The 18,153-nt window shown below is 70.2% G+C and carries 18 protein-coding genes; 6 read left to right on the forward strand and 12 right to left on the reverse strand.

The window, feature by feature from the left end; all coding sequences use genetic code 11:
• Positions 1-59 precede the first annotated feature (59 nt).
• The 11 genes from ACWDN5_RS00430 to ACWDN5_RS00480 all read right to left on the reverse strand — a co-directional run bounded on the left by ACWDN5_RS00430 (position 60) and on the right by ACWDN5_RS00480 (position 11,270).
• On the reverse strand, positions 60-1,058 hold the full coding sequence (locus ACWDN5_RS00430; RefSeq protein WP_310973797.1) for an ABC transporter ATP-binding protein: 999 nt from the start codon (positions 1,056-1,058) through the stop codon (positions 60-62).
• The gene (locus ACWDN5_RS00435; RefSeq protein WP_449673702.1) at positions 1,051-2,046 is read right to left on the reverse strand and encodes an ABC transporter ATP-binding protein; all 996 of its coding nucleotides are present in this window, start codon (positions 2,044-2,046) and stop codon (positions 1,051-1,053) included. Before ACWDN5_RS00435 ends, ACWDN5_RS00430 begins: the two co-directional genes overlap by 8 nt.
• 4 nt (positions 2,047-2,050) lie before the next feature.
• Complete coding sequence (locus tag ACWDN5_RS00440) at positions 2,051-3,004, reverse strand: ABC transporter permease (protein ID WP_449673703.1); 954 nt, start codon at positions 3,002-3,004, stop codon at positions 2,051-2,053.
• Positions 2,997-3,926 (reverse strand): ABC transporter permease, encoded by a 930-nt coding sequence (locus ACWDN5_RS00445; protein ID WP_310973804.1) that lies wholly within the window; start codon positions 3,924-3,926, stop codon positions 2,997-2,999. The genes ACWDN5_RS00440 and ACWDN5_RS00445 overlap by 8 nt, the downstream gene beginning before the upstream one ends.
• A gap of 93 nt (positions 3,927-4,019) precedes the next feature.
• Complete coding sequence (locus ACWDN5_RS00450; protein WP_310973809.1) at positions 4,020-5,645, reverse strand: peptide ABC transporter substrate-binding protein; 1,626 nt, start codon at positions 5,643-5,645, stop codon at positions 4,020-4,022.
• Between the two features lie 401 nt (positions 5,646-6,046).
• Entirely contained in the window at positions 6,047-7,000 is a 954-nt protein-coding gene (locus ACWDN5_RS00455) for a Ppx/GppA phosphatase family protein (RefSeq protein ID WP_310973815.1), read from the reverse strand.
• Between the two features lie 9 nt (positions 7,001-7,009).
• Positions 7,010-8,176 carry a lytic transglycosylase domain-containing protein gene (locus ACWDN5_RS00460; protein ID WP_449673704.1) on the reverse strand — a complete coding sequence of 389 codons (1,167 nt, stop codon included), beginning with the start codon at positions 8,174-8,176 and terminating at the stop codon, positions 7,010-7,012.
• 140 nt (positions 8,177-8,316) lie between these two features.
• Complete coding sequence (locus ACWDN5_RS00465; protein WP_310973824.1) at positions 8,317-8,826, reverse strand: DUF501 domain-containing protein; 510 nt, start codon at positions 8,824-8,826, stop codon at positions 8,317-8,319.
• Between the two features lie 24 nt (positions 8,827-8,850).
• Positions 8,851-9,213: an FtsB family cell division protein gene (locus ACWDN5_RS00470; protein WP_086845214.1), complete on the reverse strand. Its 363-nt coding sequence runs from the start codon at positions 9,211-9,213 to the stop codon at positions 8,851-8,853.
• 248 nt (positions 9,214-9,461) lie between these two features.
• The gene (eno, locus tag ACWDN5_RS00475) at positions 9,462-10,748 is read right to left on the reverse strand and encodes a phosphopyruvate hydratase (RefSeq protein WP_310973826.1); all 1,287 of its coding nucleotides are present in this window, start codon (positions 10,746-10,748) and stop codon (positions 9,462-9,464) included.
• 60 nt (positions 10,749-10,808) lie between these two features.
• Entirely contained in the window at positions 10,809-11,270 is a 462-nt protein-coding gene (locus tag ACWDN5_RS00480; RefSeq protein WP_310973827.1) for a VOC family protein, read from the reverse strand.
• Between the two features lie 72 nt (positions 11,271-11,342).
• Here ACWDN5_RS00480 and ACWDN5_RS00485 point away from each other — a divergent pair, with 72 nt between their 5' ends.
• The gene (locus ACWDN5_RS00485; protein WP_310973829.1) at positions 11,343-11,747 is read left to right on the forward strand and encodes a tetratricopeptide repeat protein; all 405 of its coding nucleotides are present in this window, start codon (positions 11,343-11,345) and stop codon (positions 11,745-11,747) included.
• A 215-nt stretch (positions 11,748-11,962) separates the two neighbouring features.
• Here ACWDN5_RS00485 and ACWDN5_RS00490 read toward each other — a convergent pair whose 3' ends face one another.
• Entirely contained in the window at positions 11,963-12,709 is a 747-nt protein-coding gene (locus ACWDN5_RS00490; RefSeq protein ID WP_449673781.1) for a murein transglycosylase, read from the reverse strand.
• Between the two features lie 431 nt (positions 12,710-13,140).
• On the opposite strand from ACWDN5_RS00490, the gene efeU reads away from it, so the two are divergent.
• The 5 genes from efeU to ACWDN5_RS00515 all read left to right on the forward strand — a co-directional run bounded on the left by efeU (position 13,141) and on the right by ACWDN5_RS00515 (position 18,146).
• The gene (gene efeU / locus ACWDN5_RS00495; RefSeq protein WP_449673705.1) at positions 13,141-13,986 is read left to right on the forward strand and encodes an iron uptake transporter permease EfeU; all 846 of its coding nucleotides are present in this window, start codon (positions 13,141-13,143) and stop codon (positions 13,984-13,986) included.
• A complete protein-coding gene (gene efeO / locus ACWDN5_RS00500; RefSeq protein ID WP_449673706.1) occupies positions 13,983-15,119 on the forward strand; it encodes an iron uptake system protein EfeO in 1,137 nt (378 codons plus the stop codon). Before efeU ends, efeO begins: the two co-directional genes overlap by 4 nt.
• Positions 15,116-16,375: an iron uptake transporter deferrochelatase/peroxidase subunit gene (efeB, locus tag ACWDN5_RS00505; protein ID WP_310973834.1), complete on the forward strand. Its 1,260-nt coding sequence runs from the start codon at positions 15,116-15,118 to the stop codon at positions 16,373-16,375. Before efeO ends, efeB begins: the two co-directional genes overlap by 4 nt.
• 62 nt (positions 16,376-16,437) lie before the next feature.
• Positions 16,438-17,007, forward strand: a complete 570-nt coding sequence (locus tag ACWDN5_RS00510) for a TetR/AcrR family transcriptional regulator (RefSeq protein WP_449673707.1) — start codon at positions 16,438-16,440, stop codon at positions 17,005-17,007.
• Positions 17,004-18,146, forward strand: coding sequence for a GDSL-type esterase/lipase family protein (locus ACWDN5_RS00515; RefSeq protein WP_310973836.1), 1,143 nt, complete (start codon positions 17,004-17,006; stop codon positions 18,144-18,146). The genes ACWDN5_RS00510 and ACWDN5_RS00515 overlap by 4 nt, the downstream gene beginning before the upstream one ends.
• Positions 18,147-18,153 lie beyond the last annotated feature (7 nt).

Here is an 18,153-nt window from a genome sequence, read left to right on the forward strand (position 1 = left end):
GGAAAGCGGTTCCTGCACCGTATAGATCGGACAATGCGCGTACAACGGCCAAACGTCTGTTACGGAACAACCGACTTCTGCTCGGCGAAGTGACAAGCTGACAAGTGCCCGTCGGTCCTGGGCACCAGCTCCGGCACCTCCGTCGCGCACCGGTCCTCGGCCTTCCAGCAGCGCGTGCGGAACCGGCACCCGGACGGGGGATCCAGCGGGCTCGGCACGTCGCCGGTCAGCCGGATCACCTGGCGGCGGCCGCGCACGGCCGGGTCGGCCACCGGCACCGCGGACAGCAGCGCCTGGGTGTACGGGTGGGACGGTCGTTCGTAGATCTCCTCGTCGGTGCCGAGCTCGACGATCTTGCCGAGGTACATCACCGCGACCCGGTTCGACAGGTGCCGCACCACGGAAAGGTCGTGCGCGATGAAGACGTAGGACAGGCCGAACTCGCCCTGCAGGTCGCCGAGCAGGTTCATCACCTGCGCCTGGATCGAGACGTCCAAGGCGGACACCGGCTCGTCGCAGATGATCACCTTGGGCCGCAGCGCGAGCGCCCGCGCGATGCCGATGCGCTGGCGCTGCCCGCCGGAGAACTGGTGCGGGTAGCGGTTGAGGTGCTCGGGGTTGAGCCCGACCACTTCGAGCAGTTCCCGCACCTTGCCCGCCCGCGAGCCCTTCGGGGCGACCTCGGAGTGGATCTCGAACGGCTCGCCGACGATGTCGCCGACCGTCATCCGCGGGTTGAGCGAGGTGTACGGGTCCTGCAGCACGATCTGGATCTCGCGGCGCAGTTTCCGCAGCTCGGCGCCGCGCATGGCGAAGATGTCGCGGCCCTCGAACTTCGCGGTGCCGCCGGTCGGTTCCTCCAGGCGCATCAGGACCTGGGCGAGCGTCGACTTGCCGCAGCCGGACTCGCCGACGACGCCGAGCGTCTCGCCCGGCATCAGGTCGAACGAGACGCCGTCGACCGCCTTGACCTGGCCGATCGTGCGCTTGAACAGGATCCCGGTGCGCACCGGGAAGTACTTCTTCAGGTCGGTGACCGAAAGGATGGGGTCAGGCACGGGAGCTCACCACCTCTTCGGCGAAGTGGCACGCGCTCGTGCGGCCGAAGCCGATCGCGTGCTGCGGCGGGACCTCTTCCGAACACTTCGCTTCGGCCCGTTTGCACCGCGGGTGGAACGGGCAGCCGGGCGGGATGTCCAGGAGGCTGGGCGGCAGGCCCTTGATGGTTTCCAGGGTCTGTCCTTTGAGGTCGAGCCGGGGCAGGGAGTCCATCAGCGCGGCGGTGTACGGGTGGGCCGGCGCGCGGAACAGCTCGACGGCGTCGGCCTGCTCGACGATCCGGCCCGCGTACATCACCGCGATCCGGTCGGCGACCTCGGCCACCACGCCGAGGTCGTGGGTGATCAGGACGAGGCCCATCTTGCGTTCGGCCTGGATCTCCTCCAGCAGGTCCATGATCTGGGCCTGCACGGTGACGTCGAGGGCGGTGGTCGGCTCGTCGGCGATGAGCAGGTCCGGGTCCAGCGCCAGCGACATCGCGATCATCGCGCGCTGGCGCATGCCGCCGGAGAACTGGTGCGGGTAGTCCTTGATCCGGCGTTCGGCGGCCGGGATGCGGACGGTGTCGAGCAGTTCGATCGCCCGCTTGCGAGCGTCCTTCTTGGACATGCCGAGCCGGACGCGCAGCTGCTCCTCGATCTGGAAGCCCACGGTGAACACCGGGTTGAGCGCGGACAGCGCGTCCTGGAAGATCATCGCGATCTCGCTGCCGCGCACCTCGCGGCGGCGGTCCTCGGACGCGGTCAGCAGGTCCTCCCCGCGCCAGCGCACGGCGCCCGCGGTGATCACGCCGGGCGGCATGTCGAGGATGCCCATCACCGTCTGGGCGGTGACGCTCTTCCCGGAACCGGATTCGCCGAGGACGGCCAGCGTTTCGCCCGCGTGCACCGAATAGCCGACGCCGTTGAGCACGTTGGCCACGCCGTCGGCCGTCCGGAACTCGACGTGCAGGTCTTCGACTTCGAGCAGGAGTTCGTTGTCGGACAAGGACTTACCTCGACTTCGGATCGAGCGCGTCGCGGATGCCGTCACCCAGCATCACGAAGGCCAGCACGGTCAGGGTGACGAAGGCGCCGGGGAACAGCAGCATGTGCGGGTCGTTCCGGAAGTAGTCCCGCGAGTCGGCGATCAGCACGCCCCACGAGATCACCGGGGCCCGCACGCCGATGCCGAGGTAGGCCAGCGTCGCTTCGGCGCCGATGAACGCGCCGAGGGCGATGGTGGCGTACACCAGCACCGGCGCGATCGTGTTCGGCAGCAGGTGCCGGAAGATGATCCGCGGGGTGCTCGCGCCGAGGCCGCGCGCGGCCTTGACGTAGTCGAGCTGCTTGGCCACCAGCGTCGCCGAGCGCATGATCCGCATCCCCACCGGCCAGCTCAGCACCGCGATCGAGCAGACCACCTGGACGATGATGGTGACCGCGCCGGGGTTCGAGCCGGGCGCGTTGAACGTCGTCAGGATGACGATCGCGCCGAGCACGAACGGCAGGCCGGCGAAGATGTCGCCGAACCGCGAGAGCAGGCTGTCGACGAGCCGGCCGTAGTAGCCGGCGATGATGCCGATCACCGAGCCGAGGAGCACGGTCACCAGCGTGGAGAACAGCCCGACCAGCACCGACGCGCGGGTGCCGTAGATGGTGCGGGCGTAGACGTCCTGGCCCTGGTTGTCGTAGCCGAACCAGGCGTCCGCGGACGGGCCCTCGTTCGCGTGCGCGAGGTCGCTGAAGCCCGCGTCGCGCGAGCTGAACAGACCGGGCGCGATCGCGATCAGCACGATGAACAGGATGATCACCGCCGAGGCGAGCACCGCCGGCTTGCGCCGCAGCTGCCGCCAGGCGTCGCTCCACAGGCTGCGGGGTTTCTGCGGGCCGGCGGCGGAATCGTCCACACGGGACAGTTCGGCCGCGTCGGCCCCGCCGCCGCCCACCAGGTTCGGGTCAGTCATAGCGGATCCTCGGGTCGAGAACGGCGTACAGCAGGTCGACGACCAGGCTCATCAGCAGGTACACCAGCACCAGCAGGACGACCACGCCGACGACGGTGGCGCTCTCCCGGTTCTGGATGCCGCGGAAGATGAGCCCGCCGAGGCCGTTGATGTTGAACACGCCTTCGGTGACGATCGCGCCGCCCATCAGGGCGCCGAGGTCGGTGCCGAGGAACGTCAGCACCGGGATCACCGAGTTGCGCAGCAGGTGGACGAGCACGACCCGGCTCTGCGGCTGGCCCTTCGCGATCGCCGTCCGGACGTAGTCGGCGCGGCGGTTCTCGGCGATGCTCGTTCTCGCCAGCCGGGCCACGTACGCCATGGACAGGCTGCCGAGCGCGATGCCGGGCACGATGAGCTCGCCGACGCTCGGGTTGTCCGACACGCTCGCTTCGATCCAGCCGAGGCCGTTGCTGCCCAGGGCGAGCTGCAGCACGATCGCGGTGACGAACACCGGCAGCGAGATCAGGAACGTGGTCGAGACCAGCACCAGGTTGTCGAGGAAACCCTTGCCGCGCAGGCCGGTCAGCACGCCGGCGGTGAGCCCGATGACCGCTTCGATGACCACGGCGATCACGGCCAGGCGCAGCGTGATCGGGTAGGACGTGGCGATCAGATCGCCGACGGACGTGCCGTTGAAGGTTTCGCCCCAGTCGCCGGTGAACAGGCTGCCGAGGTACTTGAAGTACTGGACGAAGATGTTGTCGTTCAGGTGGAACTTCTCGGTCATCTGGGCGACGTAGGACGCCGGGCAGGCGGCCTGGCCGCACTTGCCGGAGAACGGGTCGCCGGGAACCGCCCAGACCAGGACGTAGATGAGGAACGTGGTGCCGAAGAACACCGGGATCAGCTGGAGCAGCCGTCGCAGGACGTAGCGGGTCATCAAGTGTTCCTAGTGCGCGCCGGCCGTCGTGAGTGGTAAGGCGGGAAAGAAACCGCGTTACCACTCACGACGGCGTGGTGGTGGGAGCCGCAGCTACTTCTTCAGGACCTCGATGGACGGGTAGTCCGGCATCCGCCGGAAGTCCAGGGCCGCCGTCTTGAGGTTCTTCGACTTCGCCGCGACACCCTTCTCGTCCCAGGTCGGGATCGACGGCAGGTCCTTCGCGATCAGGTCCTCGGCCTGCTGGTACAGCTTGACCGCGGCGTCCTTGTCGGCGGTGGCGTCCGCCTGCTCGAGCAGCGCGTCGACCTGCGGGTTCGAGTACGTCGAGTCGTTCGAGGAGCCGCCGGTCTTGTAGATCGGGTTGAGGAAGTCCTCGATGGACGGGTAGTCCGCCGACCAGTCCGACCGGCCCATGCCGGTCAGCTTGTGACCGGTGACGATGCTGCGCCACTGGCCGAAGTCGGTCGCGGGCACGAAGTCGCACTCGACGCCGAGGGTGTTCTTGATGCTGTTGCACGCCGCGACCAGCGGCTCCTTGCGGCCACCGTCCGCGTTGGACGCGATGGTCAGCTTGCCCTTGAAGCCCGACTTCGCGAAGGCTTCCTTGGCCGCCGCCGGGTCGTACTTGCAGAACTGGCACACGCCGGGCCGCGCGCCCGGGATGCCCTGCGAGATGTAGCCGTCGGCCGGCACGTAGGTGTCGTTCATGACGGTCTTGGTGATCTGCGCGCGGTCGATCGCCATCGAGATGGCCTTGCGCAGCTCGAGGTTGTTGTAGCCCGGCACGTAGTACGGGACGGCGATGGTGCTGATCCCGAGCAGGTGGCCGGTGACCAGCCGGTCGCCGAGGTCGTTCTTGTACTTGCCGCCGGCGACGGCCGACGGCGGCAGCGCCTCCATGAAGTCGAGCCGCCCGCTCAGCAGGTCCTGGTAGGCGGTCTCCTGGCTGGAGTAGATCTTGATGTCGAGGTTCTTGAACTTGACCTTGTCGTCACCCTTGTAGTCGTCGAACCGGGTGAGCTTGATGTCCTGGTTGGGCGTCCGCGAGACGAACTTGAGCGGGCCGTTGCCGATCGGGTGCTGCTCGAAGGCCTTGGGGTCCTTGAAGAAGGAGTCGGGCAGCGGCGCGAAGGCCTGGTAGCCGACCTTGATGTCGAAGACGGAGAAGGGCGCGTTGAGCGTCACCTGGAACTCGTAGTCGCCCTTCGCGACCAGCCCGGACATCTTGTCGGTGGCCGGCTTGGCGTTCTCGTCCTCGGGGTGGACGTCCTTGTACCCCTGGATGTTCGAGAAGAAGTCGGTGTTGAGCTGGCCGTTCGGCGCGTAGGCGCCGTAGTTCCAGGCGTCGATGAAGTTGTGCGCCTTCACCTCGGTGCCGTCGTGGAACTTCCAGCCCTGCTTGATCTTGATGTCGTAGACCTTGGAGTCGGTCGTGGTGATCGAGTCCGCCATCAGGTTGAAGGGCTTGGCGTCCGCACCCTTGAAGCCGACCAGCGTGGCGAACATCGGCTGGACCGCCTTGGTGCCGCCGAGGTCGTTGATGTTGGTCGGGACCAGCGCGTTCTGCGGTTCGGTGCCGTAGACGCTGACCGTGCCGTCGGGGTCCGTCTCGCCGGCCCCCGTGGAGCTGCCCGAGCCACCGCCGCACGCGGTGAGCGCGAGCGCCAGCGAGGTCATCACCACCGTGGGTCCCCAGAGCCTGCGCGAACGACGCATGATCCCCTCCATATCCGGTGTGTCCGAAAGGTGAGACGCACGCTATCGGGGCCGGTGAAGCTGATCACAGGACTGCGGTGTTGCAAATGTGTGACGGTCGTCGGGACCACCTGGTTGGAGCACAACCAACGTAGGAATCCGGATACTCCGGACGGCCCAGCGCGGACAGCAGGTCATCACCCGCTCACCCACGGTTCGGTTGCGCCACAAGCCCTTTGGGGCGGCCGAACGGTCGGTCAGCCGGAACACCGCTGAAGCCACGTGCCCGAAAAGCCGACACGCGTGATCAGAGGGTCGACACCCGTGATTGGGAAGTCGACACGGCGTGGCTCGGCCGTGTCGACCCTTCAATCACGCGTGTCGACCCTTCAGTCACGGGTGTCGACCCTTCAATCACGGGGTCAGGCGAGGGAGAGGGCGATGCCGTCGAGGATGTCGTGTTCGCTGACGATCAGCTCGGTCGGGCCGCCGCGGGCCGCGAGCTGCTCGGCGAGGGTCTGGACCACTACCGCGCCGCCGCCGATCACGTCGACGCGGCCGGGGTGGATCACCGGGTTGGCCGCCCGGGTCGCGTGGTCGCTGTGCAGCAGGTCCGAGGCGAGGCGATCGATGTCCGCCGCGCCGAGCTTGGACAGGTGCACGCGGTCGCTGTCGTACTCCGGGAGCCCCAGCGCGATCGCCGACAGCGTGGTCACCGTGCCCGCGACGCCGATCCACGTGCGGGCGCGGGCGACGTCGACGACGTCGAACGCGTCCGTCAGCACCTTCCCGGCCAGGTCGCGGGCGGCGGCGATCTCCTCCGCGGTCGGCGGGTCGCTCTTGAGCGCGCGCTCGGTGATGCGGACGCAGCCGATGTCGACCGACTTCGCCGCGAGCACCTCGGCCCGCCGTCCGTCCCAGGTGCCGAGGACCAGCTCCGTCGAGCCGCCGCCGACGTCGACCACCACGAACGGGCCGTCGTCCGGGTCCTGCTCGCCCACCGCGCCGGTGAACGACAACCGCGCCTCCTCGTCGCCGGTGATCACCTCGGCCTCGACGCCGAGGGTCTCGCGGGTCATCCGGAAGAAGTCGTCGCGGTTCTTCGCGTCACGGGTCGCCGAGGTCGCGACCATGCGGACCTTCTCGACACCCTTGCGCCGCGCGGCGATCGTGTAGTCGGCGAGCGCCACGCGGGTGCGTTCGAGGGCCTCGGGGGCGAGCTCGCCGGTGGCGTCGACACCCTGGCCGAGCCGGACGATCCGCATTTCGCGGTGCAGGTCGCGCAGGTCGACCGTGCCGTCGTGGCGCGGCGTCAGCTCGGCGACGAGCAGGCGGATGGAGTTGGTCCCACAGTCGATCGCGGCAACACGAGGCATGCGATCACCCTAACCGGCGGGTGTCGTCGTCCCGACGGTCGTGGTCGTCGGGGTGGTCGACGTGGTGACCGAGGTGACCGTCTGACCGCAGGTGGGACTGGGGGTCTTCGTCGTCGTCGGACTCGGGCTCGGGTCGCCGGTGCCGGTCGGGGTCGGCGACGGCTCGGTCGTGACGCTGGTGACCGTCGTCGTGGTGACCGTCGTCGTCGGCGGGACGCACGTGGACGACGACGTGGCCGGCGGCGTGCTCGTGGTCGGCGGGGCCGCCGGAGAAGTCGTCGAGGGGACCGGCGGGGGCGGGATCGGCGGCGGCGCGGGCAGCGCCGCCGCGTTCGGGGCACCGACCGGCACCGTGCTGTCCGGCACCTGCATGATCCCGTTGCGGTAGGCGTCCGCCCACAGGATCACCGTGTTCACGTACGTGTCGGAGTTGTTGTACCGGTAGATCGCCCCGCGCAGCTGGTCCGGCTCGGCCAGGTCGAACCCACCGGAGCACAGGTAGCGGCCGGTGGCCAGGGCCGCGTCGAAGATGTTGTTCGGGTCGGACTTGCCGTCGCCGTTGCCGTCGGAGGCGTAGCCCCGCCAGGTGCCCGGGATGAACTGGGTCGGGCCGACCGCGCGGTCCCACACCGGGTCGGTGTCGAGCAGGCCCTGGTCGGTGTCCGGGATGGCGGCGAAGTTGCCCTGGCCGTTGAGCTGCGGGCCGAGGATCGGCTCCCGGGTGGTCCCGTTCGCGTCGACGTACCCGCCGCGCGCGTGGTTCGACTCGATCCGGCCGATGCTGGCGATCAGGGCCCAGTCGATGTGACACGCGGGCTGCTCGCGGCCGAGGATGTCGGCGGCGTTCTGGTACGCCTTGAGCGCGGTGGCCGGGATGCCGAGCGGGCCGTCGGGGAGCTCGTACGCCGGGAGCGGCTCCGGGCTGACGCTGCCGGGGAGGGTGCCGTCGACGGCGATCTGCTGGAGGGCGGCGTTGCCGGGGTCATAGCCCTGGGCGAGGGCGGCGTCGCGGGTGTGCTCACCGGTGCCGCCGAGCCAGCCGAGGGTGCCCCCGCCGGCGACCAGCGCCGGGATCACGGCCAGGATGCCGGTGATCAGCGGGTACGCGGTGCGGTGGCGGATCCCGAATCTTCGCGTGTAGCTGCCGACTGCGTCTGGCAGCCGCCGCACGCGCATGTTCAGAGCCCTCCTGGCCGGATCGATCGCCGCTGTCGGGACACAGCCTGCCGCAAGCGCGGCGAGGTTTCAGCCCATCGAGAGTCGGAATCGAGCTTTTCGCTCACCCAGACCAGTTATCTGTTCACAGCACGCGAGTGTTACGCGGCGCAGTCCCCCATCGGCCACCCGTTGGCCTTAAGCAGCGCCAGCGTCTCGTCACCGAACGGATTCACGCCCGGGCCGACGGCCAGCGTGTGGGCGACGTGCACGTGCAGGCACTTGACGCGGCCCGGCATGCCCCCGGCGGTGACCTGGTGCCCCAGCGGCTCGATCGCGTCCCGCTCGGCGAGGTAGGCCTCGTGGGTGCGCTGGTACTGCGCGGCGAGCTCGGGATCGGTGGTGAGCCGCTCCGTCATCTCCTTCATGATCCCGGACGCCTCGATGGTGCCGATCATCGAATTGAGCTTCGGGCAGGTCAGGTAGTAGAGCGTCGGGAACGGGGTGCCGTTCTCCAGCCGCGGGCTGGTCTGCACCACGGACGGGTGACCGCTCGGGCACCGCGCGGCGATCGCGCGCAGCGCTCGCGGCGGCCGTCCGAGCTGCTCCGCGATGATCTCGCGGTCGGCGTCGGTGACGGGCTCGAACCGGTGCTGCTGCGTGCTGTTCACGCGGTCCAGGTTAGAGCGTGCCCCTCAGCCGCCCGAGACCTGGTTCCACAGGTTCTCGTACCAGGAGCTGCCCGCGACCTGCTGCTGCCCGGCCGGCGGGGCCGCGTCCGGCGCCTTGTCCTCCGGCAGCTGGACGATGTACGGCGTCTCGCCGGGCTTCACGTACCGCAGCCGCCGGCGCGCCTCGGCCTCGATCTGCGCCGGGTCGCTCAGCTCCGCCTTACGGCCTTGGAGCTGAGCGACCTCCTGCTGCAGCTGGGCCTGCTGCGCCTGCTGTTCGCGGACCTCGGTCCGCTGGGAGAGGTACGTGCGCAGGGGCACGGCGATGGTGAACGCCAGCGCGCACACCACGATCGCCACCACCGCCGCGCGGCGGGTGGTGGACATGCCGAGCACCTTCGCCGCGCCTGAGGCCCGCTTCGCCGCCAGGCCCCGGCGCAGCCGGGCCCTGGTGGTCTCCGCGTCGCCGGTGCGGCGGCGCGCCGCCGCGGTGCCGTCGGTCCGGGGCGACCGGGATCCCGGGCTCCCCGCACGACCGGCCTCCGGGCGGCGGGTCCGCGCGGGTCCGCCGACCCGCGCCGAACCGCCGCCACCGCCGCGGCGGCCACGTGTCCTCCCCCGGTCCGCCATCGGCGTCAGGCCTCGGCGGTGAACCGCGGGAAGGCCAGCTCGCCGGCGTACCGGGCGGCGTCACCGAGGGTCTCCTCGATGCGCAGCAGCTGGTTGTACTTGGCGATCCGCTCGCCGCGGGCCGGGGCCCCGGTCTTGATCTGGCCGACGCCGGTGGCGACGGCCAGGTCCGCGATGAACGTGTCCTCGGTCTCGCCCGAGCGGTGGCTCATCATCGACTTGTAGCCGAACGACGTGGCCAGCGAGATCGCGTCGAGCGTCTCGGACAGGGTGCCGATCTGGTTGACCTTCACCAGCAGCGCGTTGGCGGCGCGGCGGGTGATGCCCTCCTCCAGGCGGTCCGGGTTGGTGACGAACAGGTCGTCGCCGACGATCTGGACCTTCTCGCCGACCTCGGCGGTCAGGGTGACCCAGCCGTCCCAGTCGTCCTCGCTCAGCGGGTCTTCGATCGACACCAGCGGGTAGTTCGCCAGCAGTTCGGCGTAGTAGGCCGACATCTGCTCGGCGCTCTTCTTCGCGCCCTCGAAGGTGTACACGCCGTCGGAGAAGAACTCCGTCGCGGCGACGTCGAGGGCCAGCGCGACGTCGCGGCCCGGGGTGTAGCCGGCCTTCTCGATGGCCTGCAGGATCAGGTCGAGCGCCTCACGGTTGTTGCCGAGGTTGGGCGCGAAGCCGCCTTCGTCGCCGAGACCGGTCGACAGGCCGCGGCCCTTCAGCACCGACTTCAGCGAGTGGTAGACCTCGGTGCCCCAGCGCAGGGCCTCGCGGAAGGTCTCGGCGCCGATCGGCGCGATCATGAACTCCTGGACGTCGACGTTGCTGTCGGCGTGCGAACCACCGTTGAGGATGTTCAGCATCGGCACCGGCAGCACGTGCGCGTTCGGCCCGCCCAGGTAGCGGAAGAGCTCCAGCTCGGCCGACTCGGCGGCGGCCTTCGCGACGGCCAGCGAGACGCCGAGGATGGCGTTCGCGCCGAGGCGGGACTTCGCCGGCGTGCCGTCGAGGTCGACCAGCTTCTGGTCGACGATCCGCTGGTCGACGGCCTCGATGCCGACCATCTCCGGGCCGATCTCGTCGAGCACCGCGGCGACCGCGCGCTCGACGCCCTTGCCGTTGTAGCGGCCGGTGTCGCCGTCACGCAGCTCGACCGCTTCGTGCTCACCGGTCGACGCCCCCGACGGGACCGCGGCCCGCGCCAGGGTGCCGTCGTCGAGAGCCACCTCCACCTCGACCGTCGGGTTGCCGCGCGAGTCCAGAATCTCGCGCGCGCCTACCTGCTCGATGAGAGCCACGCCATGCTCCTCGGTGCGTCTTGCCTGCGATGACGCGCCCAGCCTAGCCGTCGCCGCAGTTCACCCGTTGGAGGACTCACCGCCCGCGCGCACCTCCTGCCAGCCGGGCGGCAGCTCGACGACCTCGGACGTCTGCTGCCAGAACGTCCAGCTGTTGCCCCCGAGATCGGCGACGGTGAACACCCGGGCGCCGTACGGCTGGTCCTGCGGCGGCTCCAGCTCGCACTCGTCCCCGAGGGCGGCCTCGATCCGCGCGTAGGCGGCGTCCACGTCGTCGACGTAGAGGATGTTGAGCTGGCCGACCGGGCCGTCGACGCCCTTGGCCTGCCAGTAGTCCGGCCCGACCCCGGCGAGCTGGATCCGCGCTTCGCCCGCGCGCAGCGTCGCCTGGAACACCTCGCCGGCGCCGTCGCAGAACCGGACCTCTTCGGTGAACCCGAAGACCCTGGTCAGCCAGGCGAGCGCCTCGGTGGCGTCGGCGTAGTACAGGTAGGGCGCCAGGCCCCGGTACGGGCTGCTCATGGCGGCACAGTCCATCACGTCCCGTTCGGAGGCGTGTGCAACCCCCTCCTCCGGGGTAACGTGGGAGTGACCATGACGGACGCCGCAGCTGCTTCGCAGCCTCCCGAAGAGTCGCGGTTCCATGCCTTCCGCCAGGCCGAAGACCTGGTCGGCCGCCGTCGTCCGCTCGACGCGCTGAAGGCCCTGCAGCCCCTGCTGGAATCCGAAACGGACAAACCGTCGGTGCACCTGCTGGCCGGGCGCGCGTACTTCCACTCCGCCCAGCTGCGGCGCGCCGAAGAGGCGTTCACCCGGGTGCTGGAACTGGACCCGACGGACCACTACGCCCGGTTCATCCTGGGCCGGACGCTGCAGCGGCTGGGCCGGTTCGTCGAGGCGCTGGCGCAGATGAAGATCGCCTCGGCGATGCACCCGGTGCCCGAGTACCTCGAAGCGATCAGCGAGGTCAAGGCCCACATCGCGCTGCGCGAACCCTGACCAGGGCCGAACGGCCCGGGGGTCCTCGGCCGTTCGGCCGAGCAAGCCGGGCCCCTCGACCGATGTCCCGGACCCCCTCGTCCGGCGAAGCTGGTTCCAGACCGAACAGGGAGGAACCACGATGTCGATCTTCGTCACGCTGGGCGCGTACGCCGGGCTGCTGCTGCTGGTGCTGATGGCCGTCACGCCGTTCGTCGCCGACCGCGAGCTGTGACTCAGGGCGCGACGCTCGCCTCCGCGTAGGCGTCCGCCGCGCTGAAGACGTCCTGGCCGTAGGGAACGGCCTGGTTGTAGAACAGGATCGCCCGCCACCAGCCGGCCGGGGTGCCGAGGTCGTCGCCCCCGGAACACAGGAACCGCGCCGCCGTGAAGGCCGCGTCGTCGATGTTCTGCGGGTCCGGCGCACCGCCGTCACCGTTCGCGCGCTCCTGGTGCTTCTTCCACGTCGACGGCAGGAACTGCATCGGGCCGATCAGGTGGTCCCACGTTTTGTCGCCGTCGAGCTTGCCGCCGTCGGAATCGCGCACCGCCGGGACACCCGGCGAGCCGTCCAGCGGCGGGCCGACCACCGGCTTCGCCACCCGGCCGTCCGCGCCGATCGCCGCGAGGTCGAACTCGCCGCGTTCGGTCTCGACCCGGCCGATGCCCGCGAGCGTCGCCCACGAGAGGTGGCACGTCGGCTTCTGCCGCTGCATCCACATCTCCGCCCGGCCGTACGCCGAGAGCACGCGCGCCGGGACGTGCGTCTTGTCCGCGACCCGGGTCGCCCACGCGTCCAGCTCGACGCGGTCGGACACCTGCGGCCGGTCGACCGGCGCGGCGAGCCCGGCCCGCGGCGCTTCGGCACCGGGCTGCGGACGCTGTTCGGGGATGGCGAGCGCCGGCTGCACCGGCGGGGCCGCGGCGGGCGCGTCGGGATTCCGGACACCGATGGTGACGAGCAGGATCACGCCGATGACCACCAGCCCGAGCGCGAGGGCGATCCGGCCGACGTACCGCCTGGGCGGGCCGCCCGAGGGCGACGACGGAGGCGTGACGGTCGGCTGAGCGGTATCGGCCACCCGAACAGGTTACGGACGCACTCAAGTGGGGCTGTGTTGCTCCGGTGCTTCGCCCCGGGCCGGGGGCTCCGCCACCCGGAACCCCCGAAAAGCGGTCCCCCAAGCGGCTGACCAGGCAAGCCGACGGTTAACCCGGGCCCACTGCCTGCGAAATCACAGAATTCGTTATCGAGTCGACGCGCAAGCCTCTGACCTGCGGTTACCCTAATCTAACTTCGAGCCGATGTCCTGTTTGCCCGATTGCATCGTTTCGGGGCGGCGCGCGCACGCTGGACTTACAGGTGAGCCTTACCTAAAACCATCACGGAAGCAGAACTCAGGGAGGCGGACCGGTGTTGTTCTCGAGCGCGTTGATCGGGCTGCGCGAAGGCCTGGAAGCCGCGCTGGTCGTCAGCATCCTGGTGGCCTTCCTGGTCAAGACCGAGCGGCGGCACGCGCTGCGCTGGGTGTGGCCGGGCGTCGGCGCCGCGGTGCTGCTGTCGGTGGCCGTCGGCGCGATCCTCACCTACACGACCGCCCAGCTGTCCTTCGAGCACCAGGAGCTGCTCGGCGGGAGCCTGTCGATCGTCGCCGTCGTGTTCGTCACCGCGATGATCTTCTGGATGCGCAAGGCGTCCAAGAGCATCGCCGCCGAACTGCGCGGGAAGATGGACGACGCGCTGGACGTCGGCCCCGCGGCCGTCCTGCTGCTGTCGTTCCTCGCGGTCGGGCGCGAAGGCCTGGAGACGGCGGTGTTCTTCTACTCCGCCGTCCAGACCGCGCAGTCGGACACCGTGCAGCCGCTGATCGGCTTCGCCGTCGGCATCGCGGTCGCGGTCGTCCTCGCCTGGCTGCTCTACCGGGGCGCGGTGCGGTTCAACCTGGGCAAGTTCTTCACGGTCACCGGCGTGCTGCTGGTGTTCGTCGCCGCGGGCGTGCTCGGCTACGGCCTGCACGACCTGCAGGAGGCCGCGTTCCTCCCGGGCATCGGCACCCTGGCCTTCGATGCTTCGGCGACGCTGCCCGAGACGTCCTGGTACGGCGCGCTGCTGAAGGGCATCTTCAACTACTCGCAGCAGACGACCGTGCTGCAGGCCGTCGCCTGGGTCGCCTACGTCGCCATCGTGCTGCCCCTCTTCCTCAAGCCCAGCAAGAAGACCGCGCCGGCGCCCGCCGCCGCGGCCGCCTCGAAGGAGTGACCGTGCGCAAGACCACCCCCCTGGCCCTGCTGGCCGGCGCCACCACCCTGGTGGCGCTCGCCGCGTGCGACAGCAAGAGCCAGCCCGCGGCGGACGGCGGCCCGATCAAGGTTTCGGCGTCCGACACCGCGTGCGAGGTCTCCGCGACCACGGCCGACGCCGGCAACTTGACCTTCGAGATCACCAACAAGGGCACCAAGGTCACCGAGTTCTACCTCTACGCCGAGGGCGACCGGATCATGGGCGAGGTCGAGAACATCGCGCCCGGGCTCAACCGGCGGCTGATCGTCGAGGTCGCCGACGCCGGCAAGTACCAGACCGCGTGCAAGCCGGGCATGGCCGGCAACGGCATCCGCGGCGACTTCACCGTCACCGGCGGCGTCGCGAAGCAGAACGACACCAACGCGCAGAAGGCGCAGGCCACCAAGAGCTACGCCGACTACATCGCGAACAACACCGGCGCGCTGCAGGACGAGACGGTGAAGTTCGCCGACCTCGTGAAGGCCGGCAAGGTCGACGAGGCGAAGACCGCGTACGCGCGCACCCGCGTCTACTACGAGCGGATCGAGCCGGTCGCCGAGAAGTTCGGCGACCTCGACCCGGCCATCGACGTCCGCGAGGCCGACCTCGAGCCGAACCAGCAGTTCACCGGCTTCCACCGGCTGGAGAAGGACCTGTTCAAGACCGGCCTGCAGCCCGACAGCGCCCAGATCGCCGACAAACTGGTGACCGACGTCAAGGACCTGGTCGCCAAGACCAAGACCCTCGAACTGTCCGCGCTGGACCTCGCGAACGGGGCCAAGGGCCTGCTCGACGAGGTCGCGACCGGCAAGATCACCGGCGAGGAAGAGGCCTTCTCGCACACCGACCTCTGGGACTTCCAGGCCAATGTGGACGGTTCCAAGGGCGCGATCACCTCGCTGCGGCCGATCCTGCAGGCCAAGGACCCGGCGCTGGTGTCCACTCTGGACAAGGAGTTCGCGAACGTGCAGGGCCTGCTGGACAAGCAGCGGGCCGGTGACGGCTTCAAGCTGTACACCGAGCTTTCCCAGGACCAGGTCAAGGAGTTCGCCTCGGCCGTCGACGCGCTGAGCGAACCGCTGAGCAAGGTTGCGGAGGTCGTGTCGAAGTGACGTCGGCAGAGGGCACGCGCGTCTCGCGGCGGAAGCTCTTCGGCCTGGCGGGCGCGGGTGTCGCGCTCGCCGGGGCCGGAGCCGCCGCCGGCATCGGGATCGACAAGGCGACGAGCGGCAACGCCGAGGCGTCGACGAACACCGTCGACTTCCACGGCGAGCACCAGGCCGGGATCGTCACGCCGGCGCAGGCCAACCTGCACTTCGCGGCCCTCGACGTCACGACGAAGGACCGCGAGAAGCTGCGGGCCCTGCTCAAGACGTGGACCGAAGCGGCCCGCCGGATGACGGCGGGCCAGGAGGTCGTCGCGAACGGCGCGGTCGGCAGCGGCGCGTACGCCCCGCCCGGCGACACCGGCGAGGCGCTCGACCTGCCGGCGTCGAACCTGACGCTGACCATCGGCTTCGGGCCGTCGCTGTTCGACGGCCGGTTCGGCCTGGCCGGCAAGCGCCCGCCGCAGCTGATCGACCTGCCGCTGTTCCCGAAGGACAAGCTCGACCCGGCCCGCAGCGGCGGCGACCTGTGCATCCAGGCCTGCGCGGACGACCCGCAGGTGGCGGTGCACGCGGTCCGCAACCTGGTCCGGCTCGGCTTCGGCGTCACCGAGGTCCGCTGGTCGCAGCTGGGCTTCGGCCGCAGCTCGTCGACTTCGCGCGAACAGCAGACGCCGCGGAACCTGTTCGGCTTCAAGGACGGCACGAACAACATCAAGGCCGAGGAGCCCGACGTGCTGGCCGACCAGGTGTGGGCCACCGCGGCCGACGGCCCGGCCTGGATGGCGGGCGGCTCGTACCTGGTGGCGCGCCGGATCCGGATGCACATCGAGACGTGGGACCGCGAAACCCTCGACGGCCAGGAGAAGATCATCGGCCGTACGAAGGGCACCGGCGCCCCGCTGGGCCAGACCGCGGAGTTCGACGAGCTCGACCTGGACGTCGGCGGCGCGGGCGGCGAGAAGCTGATCCCGGAGGACGCCCACGTCCGGCTGGCCTCCCACCAGGCGCTGAACGGCGTCCGCATCCTGCGGCGCGGCTACAACTTCGTCGACGGCTCGGACGGCGTGGGGCACCTGGAGGCGGGCCTGTTCTTCCTGGCGTTCAACCGCGACACCCGCAAGCAGTACGTGCCGATGCAGCAGGCGCTGTCGTCGAAGGACGCGATGATGGAGTACGTCCAGCACACGGGCTCGGCGCACTTCGCGGTCCCGCCGGGCGTGACCCGCGAGTCGAGCTGGGCGGACGCGCTCTTCTCCTGACCCCGGTTGCCTAAAGCCTTTAGGTTGATCTAACCTGGCTTTAGGCAAACGGGAGAAGGATGATGGTTCGAGCAGGGCTGACCACCGCACGCGTGGTGCACGCGGCGGCAGAACTCGCCGACGAGGCCGGCTTCGACAGGGTGACGCCGTCGGAGCTGGCGCGGCGGCTCGGCGTTCAGGTCGCCAGCCTGTATTCGCACGTCAAGAACGCTCACGACCTGCGGACGAAGGTCGCGCTGCTGGCGCTCGACGAGCTCGCCGATCGGGCCGCCGCCGCGCTCGCGGGGCGGGCTGGGCGGGATGCGCTGATTGCCTTCGCCGACGTCTACCGGGACTACGCCCGTGAACACCCCGGGCGGTACGCCGCCGCGCAAGTGCGGCTCGACCCGGCGACCGCTGCCGCGAGTGCCGGGCCGCGGCACGCCGAGATGATGCGCGCGATCCTGCGCGGCTACGCCCTGACGGGCCCGGACGAGACCCACGCCGTGCGGTTGCTGGGCAGCGTTTTCCACGGGTTCGTCAGCCTCGAAGCCCAAGGCGGGTTCGACCACAGTTCCCCCGCCGCGCCGGAAAGCTGGGTCCGCATCCTCGCCGCCCTCGATGCCCTTCTGCAGGATTGGCCGACTTCGTGATCGACATCCCCCTGACCGCGGAGCTGGTTCGCGGCGCACTCGAACTCGAACGCACCGAGCGCGGCCTGGTGCCCCACCGGCTCCCGGCTCGCGCACGGGCGCAGAACACCGACCCGCGGCTCGCCATGGCCGAGGCGCAGCCCGCCGGCGTGCGGCTGCGGTTCCGGACCCGCGCGGACGTCGTCGAGCTGGAAACGCTGCGCACCAAGCAGGTCTACCCCGGCGCCCCGCCGCGGCCGGACGGCGTTTACGACCTGCTCGTCGACGGCGAGCTGACCGCCCAGGCGAGTGTGGGCGGCGGCAACATCCTCACCGTCGACATGGCGGCCGGTACGTCCTCGCTCACCGCGGGACCGCCCGGGGTCGTCCGGTTCGCCGGGCTGGGCGGGCAGCCCAAGGACGTCGAGATCTGGTTGCCGCACAACGAACTCACCGAGCTGATCGCCCTGCGGGCCGACGCGCCGGCCGAGGCCGTCCCCGAAGGCCGGGTGTGGCTGCACCACGGCAGCTCGATCAGCCACGGCTCGAACGCGGCGAGCCCGGCGACGACGTGGCCCGCGCTCGCCGCCACCGCGGCCGGCGTCGACCTGGTGAACCTCGGCTTCAGCGGCAACGCGCTGCTCGACCCGTTCACCGCCCGGGCGCTGCGGGACACACCCGCCGACCTGATCAGCGTCAAGCTGGGCATCAACGTCGTCAACGCGGACCTGATGCGCCTACGCGCGTTCGGGCCCGCGGTGCACGGGTTCCTCGACACGATCCGCGACGGCCACCCGGACACCCCGCTCGTGGTCGTCTCACCGCTGTACTGCCCGATCCACGAGCGGACGCCGGGCCCGGGCGACTTCGACCACGAAGCGCTGGCGGCCGGCGTGGTCCGTTTCCGCGCGACCGGCGACCCCGCCGAGCGCGCGGCGGGCAAGCTGACGCTGGAGGTCATCCGGGACGAGCTGGCCCGGATCGTGACGCAGCGGCAGGCCTCCGATCCGCACCTGAGCTACCTCGACGGCCTTGCGCTGTACGGCGAAGCCGACTTCGCGGACCTCCCGCTGCCGGACGACCTCCACCCGTGCCCGGCGGCCCACCGCCGGATCGGGGCGCGGTTCGCCGCACTGGCCCTTGACTTCAAGGGAGCTTGAAGTTGGA

It is taken from the genome of Amycolatopsis sp. NPDC003731, from assembly GCF_053586895.1.